Below are 19412 nucleotides of genomic sequence, written 5' to 3'. Positions count from 1 at the left end.
TGTTCCACATGAACGTTCCCAAAACATCTCCCTCGCGGACTCCGAGATCGTCTCGCAGTGCGTGGGCGAGCTGGGCGGCGCGGTTGCCGATCTCCGCGAAGCTACGGCGCCGGGGTTCGGCATCGCCGGTCCATGTGGTGACCTGCGATGTGCCGTGTACCGTGCGGCCGTGCTCAAGGATTCGCGGGATGGTGAGCGGAACCTCTTGCATCGTGCTGTACACCGGGGGCCTCCCATTGGGTTACGCGGCGGTAGCTCCGTGCCGCGATTGTGAGGGCATACCCAGCGGTATGTCACTACCTACGAGGGATTTCTCGCATCGGTTCACCCGGGCGCGACCACAGAGCGTCTGCCGCCCACTCAGCCGCGGGGCGGGTTCCGAGGCTCCCTCGGCAGATGTGCGCCGGGGTCCACGGGTCCGGCTCCCACAGGGCTTGTACCCAGGTCTCCACACCTTCCGCCCCGGGGATGGGCTGCCCATGCTCGTCCTTGCGCCGGACGAGAGCGACGCGGCGCACGATCTGTTTGAGCATGGCGTTTTGTTCTCTGGTGTTGAGGGTCTTCCACTCCTGGGCGAGGCCGACGACCAGCAGCTCGAAGTCAGCGCGGTGCGGAGTTTCCGCGACGGCGGTTAGTTGCTCCATGTCGCGGGTGACGCTCTCCTGCTGTGCGAGGAATCCGTCGCGTGCCCGCTCGAACGCTCCTGCCGGGTATTTCTTGGGGTTGCGCGCGTTGTCTGTAATGAGGTTGGTGAGCGCAGTCTCGATCTGCTCGTGTTCGGCCTGGAGTCGGGCCCGTGCCGCGTGAGCTTGTGCGCGCTCGTCGATTCGTGGTTCTTCGGATTTTGTCGCTGGGGCGTGGTCGATTCCGGGGGCGGCCTCCTTCACGAGCCATTTCTCGACGTCTTTCTCGACTTGGGTGCGGGGTACCCAGATTCCCTCACAGGACTGGGGGCCGGCCTGTGCGCGGCGCGTGCACCTGTAGGCGTAACCGGGGAGGTTGACGCGTTCGCCGCCGGTGGTGGTGTGGCGGGCGCTTGTCATGCTGGTTCCGCCGTGGCAGTGCGCGTGTCGTGTGAGTCCGGTGAGCATGTAGAGGGTGTTTCGGGAGCGGGGCGGGGTTTCCTGGATTTCTTTGCGTCTTTGGCGGTAGAGCTGCCAGAGGTCGAAGTCGACAGCTTCTTTGTGGGCGCCTTGGACTAGGTGATAGTTTCGGCATATTCCTTTGGTGTTTCGACCGCCTTTGCAGGGGCACTGGTCGTCGTGGACGCGAAGGAGGCCTGCGGCGAATCCGCTGTCCATGTAGCGGGTGAGGGTTGGGGTTTGCCAGAGGTTTCCGCGGGTGGTGCGGTGTCCGTGGTTGTTGAGCCACGTGCACAGGGTGAGGAATCCGTCGCTGTTGCTGTCACAGTAGCGCCGGTATAGCTCAGCGACGTCTGGTGCCACTTTGCGGTCTAGTTCGTACTTTTCCTCTTGCAGTTGTTCGGTGCGTGGGTTCCAGCGGCGATGCCATATGTAACCGAACCGCGGTCTGCCGGTGGCCGGTAGGCCGACGCTGCGGCGGTGTTGGTGGGTCTCGGCCCATGCTTCGCCGATGCGGTCGGACTCGAACGCTGCGAACTCAAGGATCATGCCGCGTTGGAATCGGCCGATGGCTGTGCTGGCGTCGACTGGCTCTGTTGCGCTTGCGAGTTGGCCGCCGACGCTCTCGACACGGGCGAGGTTGATGGCGTTCCCGGCGCGGTCGCGTCCGAAGCGGCTGTATCGCCATAGGGCGATGCCGCGTTCTTTGCCCTTTTCGACGATCTCGATGGCTCGCATGATCTTGCGTTTGAAGTTGCGGCCGGTGGTGTCGAGGTCTTCTATCCACACGCTGATTTCTGCGTGGTTGCGGCGTGCCCAATCAAGGATGGCTGTCCGTTGGAGTTCGGGGGATATCTTCTCCTCTTTCCAGGTCGATACTCTGATGTATCCGACCCAGAGGTCTCGCGGTTTGAGGTATGGGCCGTGGAGGGTTGCGGGTGTTTCCGCTGGTGTCATACGGCTTTCCTGTCGTTTTCCATTTCGTCGTCGTGCGACCGGATTGGCCGCACGTTGTCGGGGAGGATGACGGATTTGGTGGTGGAGAGTTTTTGCGCGTCGTCCTCCTCGACGCCCTCGCCCCCGTCCGGCGGTGCGCTCGGTGGTTCGAGGAGTCCCATGGAGACGTGGTGTAGCGCGAGCCGGTACCCGGCGCGGTGTGTTTCGGCGAGTCGCTCGTCGTTGGCCTGTGTGGCGCGGTGCGTGAGGCAGTAGCAAATGGCGGGGACGGCGGCGACCAGGATGAGCATTCCGTAGCTGGACCAGGCGTAGTGATTTCGGAGGACCCCGGAGGTTGCCAGGGCTGCGCCAAATGCAGCGGTGGCGAACGACGGGAAGTACAGGCGTCTTGCGAGCGGGGCCATGTTCGGGTGTCCTCCGTGCTGATCGTTCAGTCGGCGAGTTGCTGCTCGCCTTCTTCTGGTGCGGTGCGGCTCAAGGTCTGTGCCATGTTCACGAAGACTTTGCGTTCGACCGGGTCGTCGATGCCGAGTTCGTCGGCGGCTTGGTCAGGTGTGATGTGGCGTGTGGTGGTGGGTCGCTGGACGGCGGCGAGTTCGTTGGCGGTGATGACGCCGGCGCGGACCAGGACTTCGGCGTAAGGCACGTCGATGGCCTCGGCCAGGGTCCGCAGGGTGCGGGTGTCGGTGGGTAGCTCGCTCTTGAGGAAGCGGGTCACGGCTGAGGGGCTGAGTCCGCTCTTGGCGGCGAATCGGGCGCGTCCGCCGCTGCGGGGGCCGGAGACGTCGAAGCCGAGGGTGCCTAGCCGTCCGGCTAGCCAACTGCCGAAGTTGGCAGGGTCAGGTGACGCATGAGGGGGCTTGGGGGTTGTACGGCGCTTGCTTTCTTTCATGGTTGAAATGTAGCGCGCGCCCGTTTGAATGAGCACGCCAGGTTTCAGACACACCATTTTGTCCCACATCGCCCTCCTTTGGCGTACAGGTTTGACGTGAAACCGCCGTTTCTGGCTCGCACGTCTGACCGATTCTTGTATGGCCGATCACCAGGTGTCAACGCGCATTCATGATCAGTAACCGTCTCCTTGCTTTCAATCTTGAAAGCAAGCTGTTACTTTCGATCTCGACAGACAACTGTCGAGATCGAAAGGACATGTTCCGTTGGCATATGACCGTGCCGTCTTGCACTCCGCAGCCCACATGCGCGACATCCACAACCCCTCGGCTCTGGCCCGTGCTGCGGGCCTGTCCGGGCCCACCGCATGGCGGATCTGGAAAGGCGTAGGCGCCCCCCGGGGCGACCACGCCGACCGCGTCGCCGAGGCCGTCGGCATCTCCGCGTCGAGCCTCTACACCCCCGCCGAAGCCGGGGCCGCCGTATGACTGGCGAAGTCATCACGCGCGAGCAGGCCTATACCAATGCCCGAGCCGTCCTCGACCGCGCCCGCTTGCGAATCGCTCGTGACCGTGCCGCCGGGCGCCTGTCCCCCGAGATCGAACTCGTCTTGCGCCGCCTCGAACGACAGCAGCGCGCCGAGCGGGCGCCCGCCGTCGAGCACCGCGCCGCTGCCTGAACGCCGAAGGGCCGCCCGGATGCGACCCGGACGGCCCCTCTCGACCGGCCCCCGAGAGGACCAATCGTGAACACCCCGCAGGCTACCCGCCGACTCCGCGCCGCCAAGGCCGTACAAGGCGCCCAACGCGCCCGTAAGGACCTCCTCCGCCGCGCCGTGCTCGCTCGGCAGCTCGACCAGATCGCACCCGGCACCGTCCGCGTGCGCACCGTCCCCGTGTCCACCGACCAGGACGGCGATCAGCGCCTCGCAACGGCCGTCGCCCTCGACGACGCCCTCGGCCTCCCCGTCACCGCCGACCGGGCCGCGCACCGTGCCGCCCACGGTCTGTTGCGCCGGATGTTCCCCGCCGCCGACTGGAGACGCCCGCAGGTCTACGACGCCCTCACGGGCGCCCTCGCCGTCGACGAGCCGACCATGCCCGAGGAGCTGCACCCGTGATCCGGCCCCAGCTCAGCACCGACGGGAACACCGTCCGCCTGCCGCTCGCCGAGCACGTCGACCCTCTGCTCGACGAACTCGCCCTCGCCTACGCCCAGGCCCCCGAGGACGTTGGCCGCCTGCTCGCCGCCCATGCCGCGAGCGTCGTCGCCCTCGACTTCGCGCTGTGCAGCGACGACGCCACCGACTACGGCCGCGCCGTGCGTGCAGCCGAGGCCGACGCCACCCGCGAGGCCCTGCTCGACGACTGCCCGGCCGCCGTCACGCTCGATCCCCTGCTCGCCCCCGACGACGCGATCAGCCTCGCCGGACGCATCACCCGGGCCGCCGCCCACATCCGCCACCGCACCGCACAGAACAGGAACGCCCGCCCGTGACCGTGACCACCCTGCCCACCGCCCATGCCCCGGCCGCCGTCACCCCGGCCCGCGGCGGCGCCCTGTCCCTCTCCCACATGAGCCCGTACGAGGCGTGGCAGTTCTGCGAGTCCCTGGCCAGCACCCCGCTTCTGCCTGACGCCTACCGCAAGCAGCCCGCGAGCGTGTTGTGGGCGATGGAGTACGGCCGCGCTCTCGGCCTCGACGTCGTGACCACGATCACGACCATTCACGTGATCAAGGGCAAGCCGTGCCAGTCCGCCGACCTGATGCTCGGCCGCGCCCGCACCGCCGGGCACCGCGTGCGCATCAAGTCCGAGCGCACGCGGTGCGAGGTGCGGATCATGCGCCACGACGACCCGGACGACGAGACCGTCATCGAGTGGACGCTCGATGACGCGGTGACCGCTGGCCTGTGCACGCTGCGCGAGGGCCGCCCGTACGCCCGTGACCAGAAGGGCCAGCCGCAGCCGTGGGAACGCTTTCCGCGCGCCATGCTGCGGGCCCGTGCCATCGCCGAGGCCGTGCGCACCGCGTGCCCCGAAGTGCTGCACGGCGCCATCTACACGCCCGAGGAACTTGGCGCCGTCGTCGACCAGGAGGGAAACCCCGTCGTCGCCGAGCGGGCCGACGCCCCGCCCGTACAAGCTGGCGTGACCGTCGTGCGGTCGACGCCGAACGGGCCGCCGCCCGCGCCTCAGCGTGACTACCTCGTCGAGGCCGCCGCCACCGCCGAAGCCGACCAGCTCGCCGTGATCCTCGCCGACGCCGAAGCGAACGGCGCCCCCGCGGACTACATGACGTGCCTCGCCGAGATCCGCGACGCGCACGCCGCCGAGTCGGTCGGCCCTGTGCGTGCTCTGCACACCGCGGCCCAGGAGCGGGGCGCGCACCCCCACCACCTCGCCCGCCTCGCGGCCATCGGCGCCACCAAGCCGGGCGCCAGGCAGCAGGACGCTGGGGCCGAGAAGCGCACGGCGCCCGACGAGCAGGTCACGCCGGCCGGACCGGCGCCGCACTCGATATCGGACGCGGTCGCCGCCGAGGCCCCCGTACCCGCCAACGTGGTCACCGCGGAGGAGGCCGCCGCCGAGGCCGAGAACCGGCTCAGGCTCGCCGCGAGCCGCGCCAACCTCGCCACCCTCGACGCCGATTTCGAGCGCGTCTATGGCCTGCCGGTCGAGCAGGCGACTGCCGCCCAGCTCGACCAGTTCCGCGGCAAGATCGAGGCCGCCGGGGGTGCTCAGTGACCGCCGTCGAGAAGAAGGTCGAGGCCCCCGACCCGGCGTACCTCGCCGCCGTCCTGCGCCGCCGTCAGGCGATGCGGGCCCGCCTCGACCAGGCCGAAGAGCTGTACGACGACGTCAACCGCGAGGCCGCGAAGCTGCTCGACCAGCAGTACCAGGCGACCCGCAGCGTGAAGGCTGACGTGACCCTCGACGACGATACGAAGTTCGCCAGCGTGACCCGCGTCGGGGGCGAAGCGGCAGCACAGGTGATCGACCGCGAGGCATTCGCCGCGTGGGTGCGCGACCACTTTCCCGACCACTGGGATTACCGGATCGTCCCGGCCCGTGCCGAGACCATCGTCGACGACGCGTTCGCCGCGGCTGTCCTCGCCGCCGTGGATGCCGCAGGCACACCGCAGTTCGCCGACCCTGAGTCGGGCGAAGTACACGACGTGCCCGGCGTCATGGTCAAGCCCGTCCGCAGCCGCTACTACCGGTGGACCTTCACCCGTCCCTCTAAGCGGCAGCCGCTCGACGGCCGCGCCCTGGTCGCCGACGCGGTCGAGTCCGGGGCGCTGGACCTCGATACGCCGCTCGCCATCGAGGCCGCACCCGCCGACGCGTGACCCCCGTGAACGGCCCCGGGGCGAGGAGACAACCGCGCCCTCGCTCCGGGCGCCCCTTCTTGCCCCACAGGAGCGACCCCTCGTGACCCTCGACGCCATGGATTGGGTGTGGACCCGCGCGACCTCGCGCGGGAATGCCCGCCTGGTCCTGCTTGCCGTCGCCGACGCCACGACCGGCCCGGAGGCCACCACGCGTATGGGCACGGCCGAGTTCATGCGCCGTCTGGCCGCGTCCCGCTCGACTGCGCGGGCCGCCGTCGACGCTGCCCTCGCCAGTGGCGAACTGGTCGAGGACGAGCCTGCCAAAGGCAGCCGTGCGACCCGCTACAAGATCCCCGGAGCCGTCGGATACGTCCGGAACCACCGCGCTACCGGGCCGGAATCCGGCACCGAAGCCAGGATGACCCCCGGGCCGGAATCCGGTCCCCTACCGGCTACCGGGCCGAATCCCGGCCCCCTTACCGGGCCGGAGTCCAGTCCCCCCGCCGATACCCCGCCTACCGCCTACCGGGCCGAATCCCGGCCCCTTTTGGGACCGGATTCCGGCCCCCTTCACCCACCCATAGAGGGAGTGGGTGAAGGAGTGAGGGAGCGCGGGCGCGACGAGGTGGCAGTGATCCCGGACTTCGCCCGCCCCCTGGTCGACCGGATCACCGCCGCCGGGGTCCTGGTCGCGTGGACCCTCGCCCCGGCCGAGTGGTTCGTCGTCGATGCCCTGGTGAAACGTTCGGGCCTCGACATGCTCGCCACCGCCGCCGTGCAGGCCGCCGCCCGCAACCGCCGCGGTGTCTCCCACGCCCGCTACTTCCTGCGCGCGTGGCAGTCCCTCGCGCCCGCTCCCGCGCCCGGCACCGTCCCCGCCGCCGCCTCGAACGTGATCCCCCGCAACCGCGCCCAACCCCGCGGGCGCGTCGCCCAGTCCGCCGACCACCTCGCCGCCGCCCTCGCTGCCATGGAGGCCCACCCGTGACCCCCCGAGAAGTTGCCGCCCTACTCGCCTACATCGCCCGCCTCGACCCCCGGCTCGCCGTCGAGGACCAGGCCGCCGCCGCCGAGCGGCTCGCCCAGTGGTGCGACCTGCTCGACGACGTGCCCGCCACCGCCCACCGATGGGACGCCGCCCGCGTGGCCCGTGACTACATAGCCCGCGTCCCCTACCGCATCCAGCCGTCCGACATCTCCCGCCCCTGGCACGCCCACAAGGCGGAACAGTTGCGCCGACACATGGGCACGTTCGAGCCCACCGCGCACCCCGAGATCAGCCCGGACGACGAGACCGGCAATGCCTTTGTCGCGGCCCTGCGTGCCGAGCGCGCCGCCATCGCCACCGGCCAAAGGGCACCCGTCACACTCCGTGCCATCACCGCAGGTCCCGCCGCCGCAGCCGTTGAGCGCCGACTCGCCGAGCTGGGGACCTACCTGCCCCGCACCGCTGCCCAGGCCCTCGCCGCCCACCGGCCAGAGCGCGCCGCCCGCGAACGGCTGGCCGCCGCAGGCCTGCCCGACGCGCTCGACGTGGCATGCACGTGGTGCGCCGCCCCCCGGGGCAAACCGTGCCGGGCCCGCCGCATCAACCCCCAGACCCACGCCGTCGGCCACCGCGCCAAGAAGACACCGCACCCGTGCCGCATCGAGGACGCACACGCCCACTACGCCCGCCGCAACGAGCAGGAGAGCGCAGCATGAGCCCGACCCCGAAGCAGACCCGCACCCACCGCCGCAAGCCCGCCACCGGCGACAGGACACACAACGTGAACGCCTACCGGATCGAGGCCAGTTGGGACCACCGGCCAGACGACCCGGCCATCATCCGCACATCGGACCGCAAGCGCGCACGCAAGGTGTTCCGCGACTTGGTCGACAAGGGGGCGTATGTGATCTTCCAGGAACACCAGGGGTGGGACCGGTGGCGCACGCTCCGCGAGGCCGACGGAGCCGCCCTGCGCGCCGAACGCGCCGCCGAGCAGCAACTCGCCGCCGCCGCGCTCCCCCCAGCCCCCGCCAGCTACCGACCCGAGGAGCACGACCGGAACCGGACGTGGCTTGCGCGGATGAACGTCCGCGCCGAGGCCGAGCGCCGGACTGCCGAGCAGGCCGCGCGCGAACAGGCCGAGGCCGAGGCCCGCCGCAGGCGCCTTGCGGCCGAAGCCCGCCGCGACGCCCGCGCCCTGATGAGCCCGCCCGCCGACGTCCGGCCCGAGAACCGGCGGCGCGCCCGGCACATCACCGGGGCCCAGCGATGATCCCTGCCGCACTCGCCGTCATCCTGGCCACCGTCGAGGCCGCCCAGCACGAGCACCTCACCCAGCCCGCGGCACTCGTCGCCCGGATCGCCGTCGACCTGCACGATCACGGGTGGACGCTGGCCCCACTGGACCGTCCCGAACAGCCCAGGCAGCTCAAGAAACCCGCAACCTGACCCGCAGCCCAGGGGGGCGCATCCCCCACGACAAGGCGCCCCCCTGACTGCTAGCTTGCTATCTTGACAGGCAGCTAGCGATCTCGACAGCAAGCTCCTTTGGCCGCCGCACTTCCCCCGGAGGCACGTCCCGATGGCTCGCACCACCACACCAGCCGAGCGGTTCACCGCCAAGACCACCCCCGGACCCGTCCCCGCCGGTCCCGGCACCCCTGCCACGCCTTGCCTGATGTGGCCCGAGAGCAGCCTCGACCGCGACGGATACGGCCGCTTCTGGGTCGAGGGCCGCGTCGTCCCCGCCCACCGATGGGCCTACGAACAGACCCGCGGGCCCATACCGGCCGGCCTCGAACTCGACCACCTGTGCACCATCCGCCGATGCGTCGCCGACGACCACCTCGACCCCGTCGACCACCGCACCAACGTCCTGCGCTCGACCGGCCCCTCGGCCATCAACGCCCGCCGCACCCGATGCGTGAACGGCCACGACCTCACCGACCCAGCCAACGTCCGCGTCAGCTACCCCCCGTCCCACCCCAACGGCATGCGCAAGTGCCGCACATGCGCCCGCAACCGCGCCCGACGCACCCGCGAGCCCCAGCTCGCCCCCCTCGCCACGCTTCCCACCCGCGTCACCCCCGAGAGGACCGCCGCGTAATGGCCGGAGAGACCCCGATCACCGTCGTCGGAAACGTCGTTGCCGACCCCGAGTTGCGATTCACCCCGTCCGGCGCCGCCGTCGCGAAGTTTCGCGTGGCCAGCACCCCCCGCACATTCGACCGCACCACGAACGAATGGAAGGACGGAAACCCCCTTTTTCTCGGTGTCTCCGTCTGGCGCCAGCAGGCCGAGAACGTCGCCGAAACGATCCGCCGCGGCGACCGCGTGATCGTCGTTGGACGCCTCGCACAACGCCAGTACGAGAAGGACGGACAGACCCGCTCCTCGTACGAGATTCAGGCCGAGGACGTCGGGCCCGCGCTCAGGAACGCCAGCGCCCAAGTCACCAAGAACAACGCCCACAACGGCCAGCAGCCGCGTGCCCAGGGGTACGGCCAGCAGAGCGCCCAGCAGGGATACGGAGCCCCCCAGGCCGACCCGTGGAACCAGGCCCAGCCTCACCAGGGATACAGCGCCGAGCCCCCGTTCTGACCCTCGCCGCGACCGGACGCGGGCCCGCTCACACGCGGGCCCGCACGCGATAACGCCCACCACTGACACAGGAGCACCCCGCCATGACCACCGCCCGCCCCGCCTCGCTCGACGCCCTGCTCGCCCACGTCGCCGAGCACCTGGTCGCCGACGAGCAGCCCGTCGAGTCCCGCGTCGCCGTCGTCGACGGCCGCGACACCCTCGCCGCCGTCATCCTCCGCCCCGCCACCGGCACCAACGGCGAGGACTCCATCAGCGTGGAGGCCAACGCACACGGCATCAGTAAGGCCGTCGTGGCCTACGCACTGCGCCAGGCCGCCGACCAGTTCGACGCCGCCGCCCAGGCCGAGGGCGACGAGCCGATCACCCCCGACGAAGCCGCCGACGAGCAGCGCGCCCGCGTCAACGAGCCGCCCGCGCTCACCGCCGACGACGTGCGCGCCGCCCTCGACTTCAACGCCCCGGACCGCGACCCCGCCCTCGCCACGCTCCGCGACGTCCTGCTCGACGACGGACCGCGCACCCCCGAGCAGGCCCTCGCCGCCGCCCGCATCATCCTGTCCGCGCACGCCCGGCACCTCGCCGCCCTGGTCGAGCACGAGAGCACCCAGAGCCGTTGGGGACTCAACCGCTCAACCCGCGGTCTGCTCACCGGATACAGCGGAGCCCGCCGCGCCGTACGGGCCTACGCCGACCGCCTCGACGACGAGCAGGCCCTCGCCGAGCACGCAGCAAACGGCCAGGCCCAGCCGTGACCGGCACCCGGACGTGTCGGGCGTGCCGCCGCCCGCTCCGCGCCCCCTCACCCGACGGATACGGGCCACGGTGCCGACGCAAGCAGCAGCCGCCCGACATCCGGACCCACGGGGGCGACCTGCTCGCCCTCTCCCGTCAGCCGCGCCCCGCCCCGCCCGGACACCCCACCCTCGACGACGCCCAGGAGCAGCACGCATGACCCGTCCCCAGCAGCGCGCCCCCAAGGGCCGCACCCGCGACCGCGACGACCGCCGGGCCGTCGTCGACGTCCTGCTCGCCCGTGCGCAGCGAGGCGCCCTGTCCCCGGTCGAGGGCGCCCTACTCGCCGAGCACGTACGCGAAGAGATGCGCCTCGCCGACGCCACCCGCCGCGCCATGGCCGGTACGACACAAGCCCTCGACCGGCACCGCGAGGCCGCCGACGCTGCGATCGTCGAGGCCGAGCAGCGCGCCGAGGCCAGCGAGGAGCAGCTCGCCCGTACCCAGGCCGAGCGCGACCGCCTCGCCCGCGACGTTGAGGCCATGCACGACGGCATCAACCAGGCCGCCCGCGAGGCGTACGGGGAGCGCAGGCAGCACCGCCAGGCCCTCGCCGAGCAGCGCGCCCGCCTCGACCAGGTGCTCGCCGTCCTCGCGCGCGTCCGGGGTGCCCAGTCCCTCGGCGACGCCCTCGCCGCCGTTGCCGAGCACGACGGACTCTCACCGGCCGCCGCCCAGATACACGGCCGCATGCTCGACCGCGCCGACACCGTCGAGGCCCGCCTCGCCGAGCAGCAGCGCGAGCACGACATCGCCCTCGCCACCGAGCGCCGCCGCACCGAGGGATGGAAGCAGCACACCCGCGAGGCCGAGCGCCAGGCAGGCCGATACCGCATTGCGTGGCTCGCCGCCCGCCGCGACCGCCAGGCCGACCGCGCCGCCATGGCCGCCGAGCTGCCCCTCGTACAGGCCGTCGAGCGCGTATGCGCCCTCGCCGCCCGCATGCGCGCCGGATCACCCCAGGGCGCCGCCGCCATCTACGCCGCCCGCATCGAGCAGGCCCTCGCCGACAGCAACGAGCACCAGGAGCAAGCCGCGTGACGATCACCCCCGGCCAGCGCGCCGCCGACGACCTCGCCGCCGTCCGCGAGCAGTGGGGCGACCTGCTCGCCGCCATCGCCGAGCCCCCGCGGGCCGCCGAATGGATGCCCTACGAGCGCCGCGGATTCCTCGACCAACTCGCCGCCGACGACCGCGCCGAGGACGACCAGGCCCTCAACGAGGCCACCGTCGGGCGCCTGCCGCTCATCCTGCGCGAGCACCCCGCGCCGGCCAACCTCCGCGCCCTCGACGCCGCCCTCGACACCGAGCGCGACGTGTTCGACATGTGCGACGCCGTCGCCGAGCGCGTGCAGCTCCCCGCCCGCGACGCGAGCGACCCGCGCCTCTGGCGCCTGCCCGAACATCGGACCGCAGACCACCGGCCCCCCGTCGCCACGGCCGGATCACGTGCGTACGGCCTCCATTGGGCCGCCGTTTGGCTGGGAGGACGCGCCCTAGACGACCCGGCCGACCGCGGCCTGTTTGCCACCACCTCCGCGACCCTGGTCGACCAGATAGCCGACGTCGCCCGCACCGCGCGCCGTCGCGTCGAGGCAGCCCTCGGCCGCACCCCGCGCGTGCTCACTCTCGATGACGTCTGCCCGTTCTGCCACACGGGCCGCATCACCGTGCACAACGGCGGGGGCGACCCCCGGCAGGCTGTTGCGACCTGCTCGACTGGGCCAACGTGCCTGGCACCAGTCGACGCCGAGCGAGGACGCCGCGCGTGGCGTGGGCCCGACCTGGTCGGTCTGTGGGTGGCTCTTCAGGCTGCACCTGAAGAGCAGCAGGCCGCAGCCTGAATCGACGGGCCGGGCAGCTCCCGCGGATGAGTCGCCCGGCACGAGGCGGGCGGATAAGGCGTTCCTGATCTGTTTGGTCTGCCGTCTCTGTGGCTTGCCGATGACCGTAGGGCACACCCGTACAAGTCCGCCGACCTTCAGGCGGGTTGCTTTCGATCGGCACCGCCCCACCGCTTGTGTACTGGGTTGTGAACTCCGTACAGTGACGCATACGCCGAACCTCACTCGGCCGCCGGACCTCACCCGGCACCACCAACCACGGGAGCAACCCCCATGGACCTGTACCGCCCCGCCAATCCCCGTAGCCGCGGCGTCGGCCACTACCGCCGCCCGGGAACATCCGCGAGCTACTGCGGGCGCACCGTCGAGGCCACCCCCACCGAAGGGAAGTACGTGACTGGCGTGTGCCAGACGTGCGCCAAGGCCGCGAAGCGCGACCGCGTCGCGGCCGAGCAGGTCGCCGCCGACCGGGCCGTCGACGGCCCGGCCCTCGCCGAGCGCGCGGGCGTCCGCTACGCCACCGTCGGCACCGGCCGCCGCGTCCACTACTCGCCGAACAACGACGACACCCTCTGTGGCCGCGAGGTCTCCGGGTACGTCGACGGCGACGACCTGCTCGCCCTGTTCAACAAGGGACACCAACCGTGCGTCCCGTGCGACCGCGCCGCCGAGAAGCGCGCTTACGCACGTTCCCTCGCCGCCGCCTCGCCCGTCGCTGCCGCTGCGGTCGCCCTCGCCGAGACGGTCGAGCAGGCCGCGACCCCGGCTGAGGAGCCGACGCCGGCGCCCGGCACGCTGGTTGATCCGTGGACGTGGATTCGGCGCCCGTCGAGCAGCGACGCCGCCCGGGCCGCCGAGGAGCGCACCGAGCGTCGCCAGCATCTCGCCGACTCCCGCGGGGCGAACGCGTACGAGCTTGCCCTGACCGCCGTCCGTCAGGTCGTCCGCGAGATGCCGCAGACCGGCGCCTTTCGTGTCCGCGTCGTTGAGGGCAGCCCCGAGGCGACCCTCACCCGCAACGACCTGCACGCCCTCGCCTACAGCGGACACACCACCGCCGACGCCGTCACCCGCGTCCGCGCCGCCGTCACTGCCCACATCCGCCACGGCGAACGCGAGGTGCACGTCATGTTCCCCGCCCTGGGGATGCGTCCCGCCCTGTACCTCCCCGACGTCATGGCCCTGTTGGGTCACTGGGAGGACAGCCAGGCCGAAGCCGAGCAGGCCCTCGCCGACGTTGAGGCGCAGCAGGCCGCCGCCATGGTCACCGGGGCCAAGGCCGCCGAGGGCACGTGGCGAGGCGCATGGATCGGCGAGCAGCCGCCCGCTGACGCCCTGTTCGTCGTCGACCGGCCCATCGAACAGGGCGCCCTGTTCGACGAGCGCGCCACCGCGTCTGCCCCGACCGTCCGCGAGCAGCAGCGCGCCGCCCTCGCCCGCATCAAGGCCAAGGCCGACGCCAAGCGCGCCGCCGAGCGCGTTGCGACCGACGAGCAAATCGCTGGGGAGTGCGCCGCCCACGGCGTACCGGCTCCCCGCTCCGTCACTGCCCGGATGGCTGTCCGCGCCGCCGAGCAGTCGCCCGAGCGTCGCGTGATCGAGGGTGTGATCGTGCAGCACGGGGGCACCGCCCAGGGCAGCACCCCGGCCGATGCAGACCACCCGGACGTGGTCGCCGCCCGCGCCGCCCTCGACGGCCTCGCCGTCGCCACTATGACCGACCACCATGACGTGACCGAACCGACCGAGGACGAACAGCACGTACGCGGGTACCTGATCAACCCCCGCACGCATGGTCGCGTCGCCGTCTACTGGCTCGAAGGCGGGCGGATCATCCAACGCGACCAGATGCCGCACGGGCCTGCCCTCGACTGCCTCGCCGACCGACTGAAGCGCCGCGGGTGGGCCGTCGAGAAGATGCTCCGATCGAGTCAGTGCGTGTTTGCGCACCGGCCGTCGACCGACTGACCACCACCCGACCGGCCCGCCCTCACCGAGGGCGGGCCCTGCCCCGAACCGACAGGAGCCCCTCAGCATGGACAACGACCACCCACCGAAGACGTTTGAGGAGCAGCAGGCCGACGCCATGCGTGTGGCACACGACCGCGGCCTCGACGCGACCCCCACGCCGGACCCGGACGCCACCCGGGCCGCCCTCGCCGATCTGCTCGACGAGCGCCCACAGCTCGCCGCCCTCGCGCTCGACCTGCTCGGCACCATCGCCAAGCACGAGCCCCGCACATGGTCATCCGGCGAGGTCGTACGCAGCATGCGCCGCGGACGTGCGGCCCAGCGTCTCGCCGAGCGCGAGGCCGTCATCCAAGCGCGCTTCCCCGCGCAGCAACAACCGCACGCGCTCGCCCTCGCGCAGATCGCCGACACACGCAAGGCGGGCGAGAAGGCCGTCGAGAAGACGCCCCACATGATCAGAATGGCCGGTGACGCGGGCATCAAGGCGCCGGACATCGCTCGCCTGATTGACCTTACGACGTCGTACGTCTACCGCGTGTTGCGCGAGCGACCGGCCGAGGGCGACTCGCCCCCGATGGACCGTTGGCGGCGCGACATGCTGCTCGTTATGGAGGAGTTCGAGCACAACCGCGCCGCCGCGTATCGCGCCGAGGCATCACGCAAGGTCCCCGCGGGACACGTGCTCTTCGACTGGCGCCTCGACCTGTTCAACGGCCCCGGCGGCGAAGGCTGGCGATCCTGGGAGAACGGGACCGACACCGGCCCGAAGGGAAGCGAGGCCCACCTCGCCGAGTCCATCATCGAAAACGGCGGACATAGGCCCGCGCAGCACAGGGCCCGCGTCCTGATCTGGGAGGGCGAGCAGGGCCCCGACGATGCGGCCCTCTTCCGGTACGAGCGCACCCCGGACGAGCAGTAACCCACCACACAACAGCGCGGGCCCGGTCCGGCGACCTCACCGCCATACGGGCCCGACTCACCGACGGGAGCAACCCCCGTGGCTAACGCCCACCCTAACCAGCCCAAGAAGCAGGACCCGCCGAAGGTCGGCGCCCGACCCTCGTTCCGCGTCGACGACCAGCTCGCCGCCGACCTCGCCGACGTCATGCGGACCGGCCTCAATCTGTCCGACGCCATCCGACAGGCCGTCGGACACCTCGCCGACGTCTACCGCGTCGGATGGGCCAACGGCGTGTGCCCGGAAGGGACCGCGCCGCAGGTACTCGCCTACCAGTTGCATCAGCAGCCCAGGCCCGAGCCCACGGCCAGCGGGTATGACGAGCCGTCGGCCACGTCGGACACGCGTCCGCCGCACCTGCTCAACCGCAGGCTTGCCAGTCCGCCACCTGGTCGGCACCTGCCCACGGCGTACGCCGAGACCCTGCTCAGCCGTCGGACACCCCAGCAGCCGCGTCCGGACGCAGGGCGCTCCGCGCGCACGTGACGGCGCCTGAACAGACTTGCGCCGTTATCGTTCCGTGACCTAATGTTGGACCCGTCTTCGGCGTGCCCGGAAACGGAACGCCCACCCGAACGCCCCGCCGCGCCCCCGCGGCGGGGCGTTCTGCATGCCTAGCCTCGGGCAAGGAGGTGACAGCCCCATGGCTCGACCAATCGACGACAGCGACCGCGAGCAGGTGCGCCGCCTGCACGCCCAGGGCAAGGCCCGCAACGAGATCGCTCGCAAGATCAGGCGCAGCCCGTCAACCGTGTCGAAGATCGCCGCCTCGTACGAACCGCCGCTCACCTTCGACCGTGCCGCCGAGGTCGCCACCGCCACCGACGTACGGCGCGCCGACCTCGCCGCCCGCCGCACCGCCCTCGCCCTCGACCTCCAGACCGACGCTGAGCGCCTACGCGCGCAGCTATGGGTACCCACAGTGCACGGGGAGTTCGCCGGCCGCGAGGGCGAGTGGCACGAGACCCACCTACCGCAACCACGCTTCGGCGACCAACGCCAGATCATCGCGTCGGTACAGACCGCCGTCGGCACCTCACTACGCCTCGCCCCGGCCGAGAGCGGAGAGGGTGCCGAGGACGTGCGCAGCATGCTCGGCGCACTCGGCGAGGCCCTGACGCAGGCCGCCAACGACGACCAGGCCCACGACGACGGGGGCGACGCCGGGGGGTGAGCCGCTGTGCTCAACCTCGGCCGCCTGCCCCTGTCCCGCAAACAGCTTCGCTCCATCGGGCAGGCGACCGCCCGTATCAACCTGTGGCACGGCAGCGTGCGCAGCGGGAAGACGATCGCCTCGCTACTGGCGTTCGTCATCGCCGTTGCCACCGCGGGACCGTCGGGTCTGATCATCGTGTGTGGGCGCAGCCTCCAGACGATCGAGCGCAACGTGTTGGAGCCCCTGCAAGACCGCGCACTGTTCGGGCCATTGGCCCGGCACGTCGTGCACACCAGGGGCGCCACCACGGCGACGATCCTCGGCCGCACCGTCCACCTGATAGGCGCCGCCGACGCCCGCGCCGAGGGCCGCCTACGTGGCCTTACCGCACAGCTCGCCTACGTCGACGAGGCCACCCTCGTACCCGAAGGTTTCTGGACTCAGCTTCTGGCCAGGTTGAGCGTCCCGGGCGCCCGCCTGTACGCCACGACCAACCCGGACAGCCCGCGGCACTGGCTCAAAACCGGCTACCTCGACCGCAGCGCCGAGCTGAATCTCAGGGCTTGGCACTTCCGCCTCGCCGACAACCCGTCTCTGTCGCCCGAGTACGTCGCCGACCTCACCGCCGAGTACGTCGGTCTGTGGCGCCGCCGCATGATCGATGGGGCGTGGGTGGTTGCCGAGGGCGCCATCTACGACATGTGGGACGAGGAGCGGCACGCCGTCGCCGAGCTGCCCGACATGCGCCGGCACTGGCTCGGCTGCGACTACGGCACCACCAACCCGTTCGCCGCTGTCCTGCTCGGCGAGGGAGTCGACGGCCGCCTGTACGTGTGCGCCGAGTGGCGCCACGACTCCCGCACCGCGCACCGCAGCATGACCGACGCGCAGTACAGCCGCGCCGTCCGCGGATGGCTCGCCGCCCTCGGCATCACGCCCGAGTGGACGTTCATTGACCCGAGCGCCGCCAGCTTCTCTACGCAGATGTGGCAGGACGGGCACCCGGGCCTCGCCCGCGCCACCAACGACGTCACCGACGGAATCCGGTCCGTGTCGAGCCTGCTCGCCGCCGACCGCCTGCTCGTGCACAACTCGTGCGAGGGACTGCTCGCCGAACTCCCCGGATACTCATGGGACCCCAAGGCGACCGAGCGCGGCGAAGACGCCCCGATCAAGGTCGACGACCACAGCGCCGACGCCCTGCGGTACGTCGTCCACTCCACCGCGCACGAGTGGCGCCACCTGCTCACCGCCCCCGCACCCGACACCGCCAGGAGGTGAGCACGCATGGCACTGCCCGACAACGGCGCAGCGTGGCCGCCCCCGCAGTGGGCCCCGTACTACGCCGAGATGCGCCTCGACGATGCGTGGTACTCCGGTGACCGGCGCCGCCTCGCCCGCTACTACGGCGAGCACGACGCCGCCCCGTCCCGCCGTAGCCCGTTCAACCGGCGCCGCGAGCAGCCCGCCCGGCCGCGCCGTCACCGACTGCATGTGCCGTTGGCGTCCGACATCGCCAGCGTGAGCGCCCACCTGTTGTTCAGCGACATGCCGTTCCTGAGTGTCGAGGACACCGCCACACAGGAACGCCTCGAAACCCTGGTCGACGAAGGCCAGATGCAACAGGCGTTGCACGCCGCCGCTGAGCAGTCCGCGGCCCTGTCCGGGGTGTACTACCGCGCCACGTGGGACCGCGACTTGGTCGACCGGCCGATCTTTTCCGTTGTCCAGCCCGACAACGTGGCCCCCGAGTTCCGTTGGGGCATGCTGCGGGCCGCGACCTTGTGGCGCGACCTGCCCGGCTCGACGGCCTCGACGGTGTTCCGGCACGTCGAGCGGCACGAGCCGGGCCGCATCCTGCACGGCCTGTACGAGGGCACCCCCGACAACCTTGGTCGCGCCGTCCCTCTGGCCGAGCACCCCGAGACCGCCGATCTTGCGGGCAGCCTCGGCGAGGACGGCGTCAGCGTCGAGACCGGCATCACCGATCTCACGATCGCGTACGTGCCGAACATCGGGCCCAACCGACTTCACCGGTCAAGCCCGATGGGGCGTAGCGACTTCCAGGGCATCAGGGACGAGTTCGACGCCCTCGACGACGTGTGGACGTCATGGATGCGCGACATCCGCCTCGCCCGCGCCCGGTTGATCGTCCCCGACGGGTACCTCCGCGATCAGGGGGCAGGACAGGGCGCGTCGTTCGACGAGGATCGCGAGGTCTGGCACTCCCTGAAGATGCCACCCAATGACGGCACGGGCATCACCCTGGCTCAGTTCGCGATCAGGGTTGAGGAGCACCAGAGGACCAGCGAGGCACTGACCCGGCAGGCCGTCCAGTCGGCCGGCTACTCGGCTCAGTCGTTCGGCCTCGACGCCAACGGCGCTCCGATCACCGCGACCGAAGTCGACAGCCGCGACGCCCTGTCCATCGTCACCCGCAAGCAGAAAGCCGGATACACGCGCCAGCCGCTCGCTCACATCCTGCACGTTCTCTTGCAGCTCGACGCCGTGCACTTCGGCCGCCGCATCAGGCCCGAGCGCCCCCGCGTCGAGTTCGGCGACGGCGCCACCGAGAGCGAGCAGAGCACGGCGACAACCCTCGACCTGCTCGCCCGCGCGGGGGCCGTCTCCACCAAAACGAAGGTGAAGATCCTTCACCCGGAATGGGACGACGGCGACGTACAAGCCGAGGTCGCCGCGATCCTGCGGGAGACCGGTGCCGCGGACGCACCCGACCCCGGGGCTACGTATCCGCTCGCCGCGTAAGTGGCGGCGTCCAAGCCTCAAAGACTCGTACCGGTTCGGGCACGAGTCCTTGAAAGGCTCGGCGTCGAT

Annotated in this window: 24 protein-coding genes and 1 pseudogene; 21 read left to right on the top strand and 4 right to left on the bottom strand. The window is 71.1% G+C overall.

Going from position 1 to position 19412, the window contains the following annotated elements:
* The 4 genes and pseudogenes from ACH4DX_RS35325 to ACH4DX_RS35310 all read right to left on the bottom strand — a co-directional run.
* A pseudogene (locus tag ACH4DX_RS35325) lies at window positions 1-223 on the bottom strand (fatty acid--CoA ligase); the annotation flags it as partial.
* 73 nt (window positions 224-296) lie between these two features.
* A complete protein-coding gene (locus ACH4DX_RS35320) occupies window positions 297-2039 on the bottom strand; it encodes a recombinase family protein (protein ID WP_398158126.1) in 1743 nt (580 codons plus the stop codon).
* Window positions 2036-2443: a hypothetical protein gene (locus ACH4DX_RS35315; RefSeq protein ID WP_398119196.1), complete on the bottom strand. Its 408-nt coding sequence runs from the start codon at window positions 2441-2443 to the stop codon at window positions 2036-2038. The genes ACH4DX_RS35320 and ACH4DX_RS35315 overlap by 4 nt, the downstream gene beginning before the upstream one ends.
* A gap of 26 nt (window positions 2444-2469) precedes the next feature.
* Window positions 2470-2931 carry an XRE family transcriptional regulator gene (locus tag ACH4DX_RS35310; protein ID WP_398158125.1) on the bottom strand — a complete coding sequence of 154 codons (462 nt, stop codon included), beginning with the start codon at window positions 2929-2931 and terminating at the stop codon, window positions 2470-2472.
* Between the two features lie 286 nt (window positions 2932-3217).
* On the opposite strand from ACH4DX_RS35310, the gene ACH4DX_RS35305 reads away from it, so the two are divergent.
* From ACH4DX_RS35305 to ACH4DX_RS35205, 21 genes are all read left to right on the top strand, one after another.
* Window positions 3218-3418, top strand: coding sequence for an XRE family transcriptional regulator (locus ACH4DX_RS35305; protein WP_398158124.1), 201 nt, complete (start codon window positions 3218-3220; stop codon window positions 3416-3418).
* Window positions 3415-3609: a hypothetical protein gene (locus ACH4DX_RS35300; RefSeq protein ID WP_398158123.1), complete on the top strand. Its 195-nt coding sequence runs from the start codon at window positions 3415-3417 to the stop codon at window positions 3607-3609. The genes ACH4DX_RS35305 and ACH4DX_RS35300 overlap by 4 nt, the downstream gene beginning before the upstream one ends.
* Window positions 3610-3675: 66 nt before the next feature.
* The gene (locus ACH4DX_RS35295; protein ID WP_398158122.1) at window positions 3676-4050 is read left to right on the top strand and encodes a hypothetical protein; all 375 of its coding nucleotides are present in this window, start codon (window positions 3676-3678) and stop codon (window positions 4048-4050) included.
* Complete coding sequence (locus ACH4DX_RS35290) at window positions 4047-4427, top strand: hypothetical protein (RefSeq protein WP_398158121.1); 381 nt, start codon at window positions 4047-4049, stop codon at window positions 4425-4427. The genes ACH4DX_RS35295 and ACH4DX_RS35290 overlap by 4 nt, the downstream gene beginning before the upstream one ends.
* Complete coding sequence (locus tag ACH4DX_RS35285; RefSeq protein WP_398158120.1) at window positions 4424-5677, top strand: recombinase RecT; 1254 nt, start codon at window positions 4424-4426, stop codon at window positions 5675-5677. Before ACH4DX_RS35290 ends, ACH4DX_RS35285 begins: the two co-directional genes overlap by 4 nt.
* The gene (locus ACH4DX_RS35280; protein ID WP_398158119.1) at window positions 5674-6282 is read left to right on the top strand and encodes a hypothetical protein; all 609 of its coding nucleotides are present in this window, start codon (window positions 5674-5676) and stop codon (window positions 6280-6282) included. Before ACH4DX_RS35285 ends, ACH4DX_RS35280 begins: the two co-directional genes overlap by 4 nt.
* 583 nt (window positions 6283-6865) lie before the next feature.
* Window positions 6866-7252, top strand: coding sequence for a hypothetical protein (locus ACH4DX_RS35275; RefSeq protein ID WP_398158118.1), 387 nt, complete (start codon window positions 6866-6868; stop codon window positions 7250-7252).
* Window positions 7249-7968, top strand: coding sequence for a cell surface glycoprotein (locus tag ACH4DX_RS35270; RefSeq protein WP_398158117.1), 720 nt, complete (start codon window positions 7249-7251; stop codon window positions 7966-7968). Before ACH4DX_RS35275 ends, ACH4DX_RS35270 begins: the two co-directional genes overlap by 4 nt.
* Window positions 7965-8525, top strand: coding sequence for a hypothetical protein (locus tag ACH4DX_RS35265; RefSeq protein WP_398158116.1), 561 nt, complete (start codon window positions 7965-7967; stop codon window positions 8523-8525). The genes ACH4DX_RS35270 and ACH4DX_RS35265 overlap by 4 nt, the downstream gene beginning before the upstream one ends.
* Window positions 8522-8701, top strand: a complete 180-nt coding sequence (locus tag ACH4DX_RS35260; protein ID WP_398158115.1) for a hypothetical protein — start codon at window positions 8522-8524, stop codon at window positions 8699-8701. Before ACH4DX_RS35265 ends, ACH4DX_RS35260 begins: the two co-directional genes overlap by 4 nt.
* 133 nt (window positions 8702-8834) lie before the next feature.
* Window positions 8835-9359, top strand: a complete 525-nt coding sequence (locus ACH4DX_RS35255) for an HNH endonuclease signature motif containing protein (RefSeq protein ID WP_398119214.1) — start codon at window positions 8835-8837, stop codon at window positions 9357-9359.
* Window positions 9359-9853 (top strand): single-stranded DNA-binding protein, encoded by a 495-nt coding sequence (locus tag ACH4DX_RS35250; RefSeq protein ID WP_398158114.1) that lies wholly within the window; start codon window positions 9359-9361, stop codon window positions 9851-9853. The genes ACH4DX_RS35255 and ACH4DX_RS35250 overlap by 1 nt, the downstream gene beginning before the upstream one ends.
* An 83-nt stretch (window positions 9854-9936) precedes the next feature.
* Window positions 9937-10608, top strand: coding sequence for a hypothetical protein (locus ACH4DX_RS35245; protein ID WP_398119217.1), 672 nt, complete (start codon window positions 9937-9939; stop codon window positions 10606-10608).
* Between the two features lie 196 nt (window positions 10609-10804).
* Window positions 10805-11689, top strand: a complete 885-nt coding sequence (locus ACH4DX_RS35240; protein ID WP_398119219.1) for a hypothetical protein — start codon at window positions 10805-10807, stop codon at window positions 11687-11689.
* A complete protein-coding gene (locus ACH4DX_RS35235; RefSeq protein WP_398119220.1) occupies window positions 11686-12492 on the top strand; it encodes a hypothetical protein in 807 nt (268 codons plus the stop codon). Before ACH4DX_RS35240 ends, ACH4DX_RS35235 begins: the two co-directional genes overlap by 4 nt.
* A 273-nt stretch (window positions 12493-12765) precedes the next feature.
* Window positions 12766-14460, top strand: a complete 1695-nt coding sequence (locus ACH4DX_RS35230) for a hypothetical protein (RefSeq protein WP_398119222.1) — start codon at window positions 12766-12768, stop codon at window positions 14458-14460.
* A gap of 67 nt (window positions 14461-14527) precedes the next feature.
* On the top strand, window positions 14528-15382 hold the full coding sequence (locus tag ACH4DX_RS35225) for a hypothetical protein (RefSeq protein WP_398119224.1): 855 nt from the start codon (window positions 14528-14530) through the stop codon (window positions 15380-15382).
* 78 nt (window positions 15383-15460) lie between these two features.
* The gene (locus tag ACH4DX_RS35220; protein ID WP_398119226.1) at window positions 15461-15907 is read left to right on the top strand and encodes a hypothetical protein; all 447 of its coding nucleotides are present in this window, start codon (window positions 15461-15463) and stop codon (window positions 15905-15907) included.
* Window positions 15908-16064: 157 nt separating this feature from the next.
* Entirely contained in the window at window positions 16065-16595 is a 531-nt protein-coding gene (locus ACH4DX_RS35215; protein WP_398119228.1) for a helix-turn-helix domain-containing protein, read from the top strand.
* Window positions 16596-16601: 6 nt separating this feature from the next.
* Window positions 16602-17858: a PBSX family phage terminase large subunit gene (locus ACH4DX_RS35210; RefSeq protein ID WP_398119229.1), complete on the top strand. Its 1257-nt coding sequence runs from the start codon at window positions 16602-16604 to the stop codon at window positions 17856-17858.
* Between the two features lie 6 nt (window positions 17859-17864).
* Window positions 17865-19343, top strand: coding sequence for a phage capsid protein (locus ACH4DX_RS35205; RefSeq protein WP_398119231.1), 1479 nt, complete (start codon window positions 17865-17867; stop codon window positions 19341-19343).
* Window positions 19344-19412: the final 69 nt, after the last annotated feature.

This window comes from Streptomyces sp. NPDC017940 (genome assembly GCF_044328435.1).
GTDB lineage: Bacteria > Actinomycetota > Actinomycetes > Streptomycetales > Streptomycetaceae > Streptomyces.
This window is presented reverse-complemented; position numbering and strand designations above follow the sequence as displayed.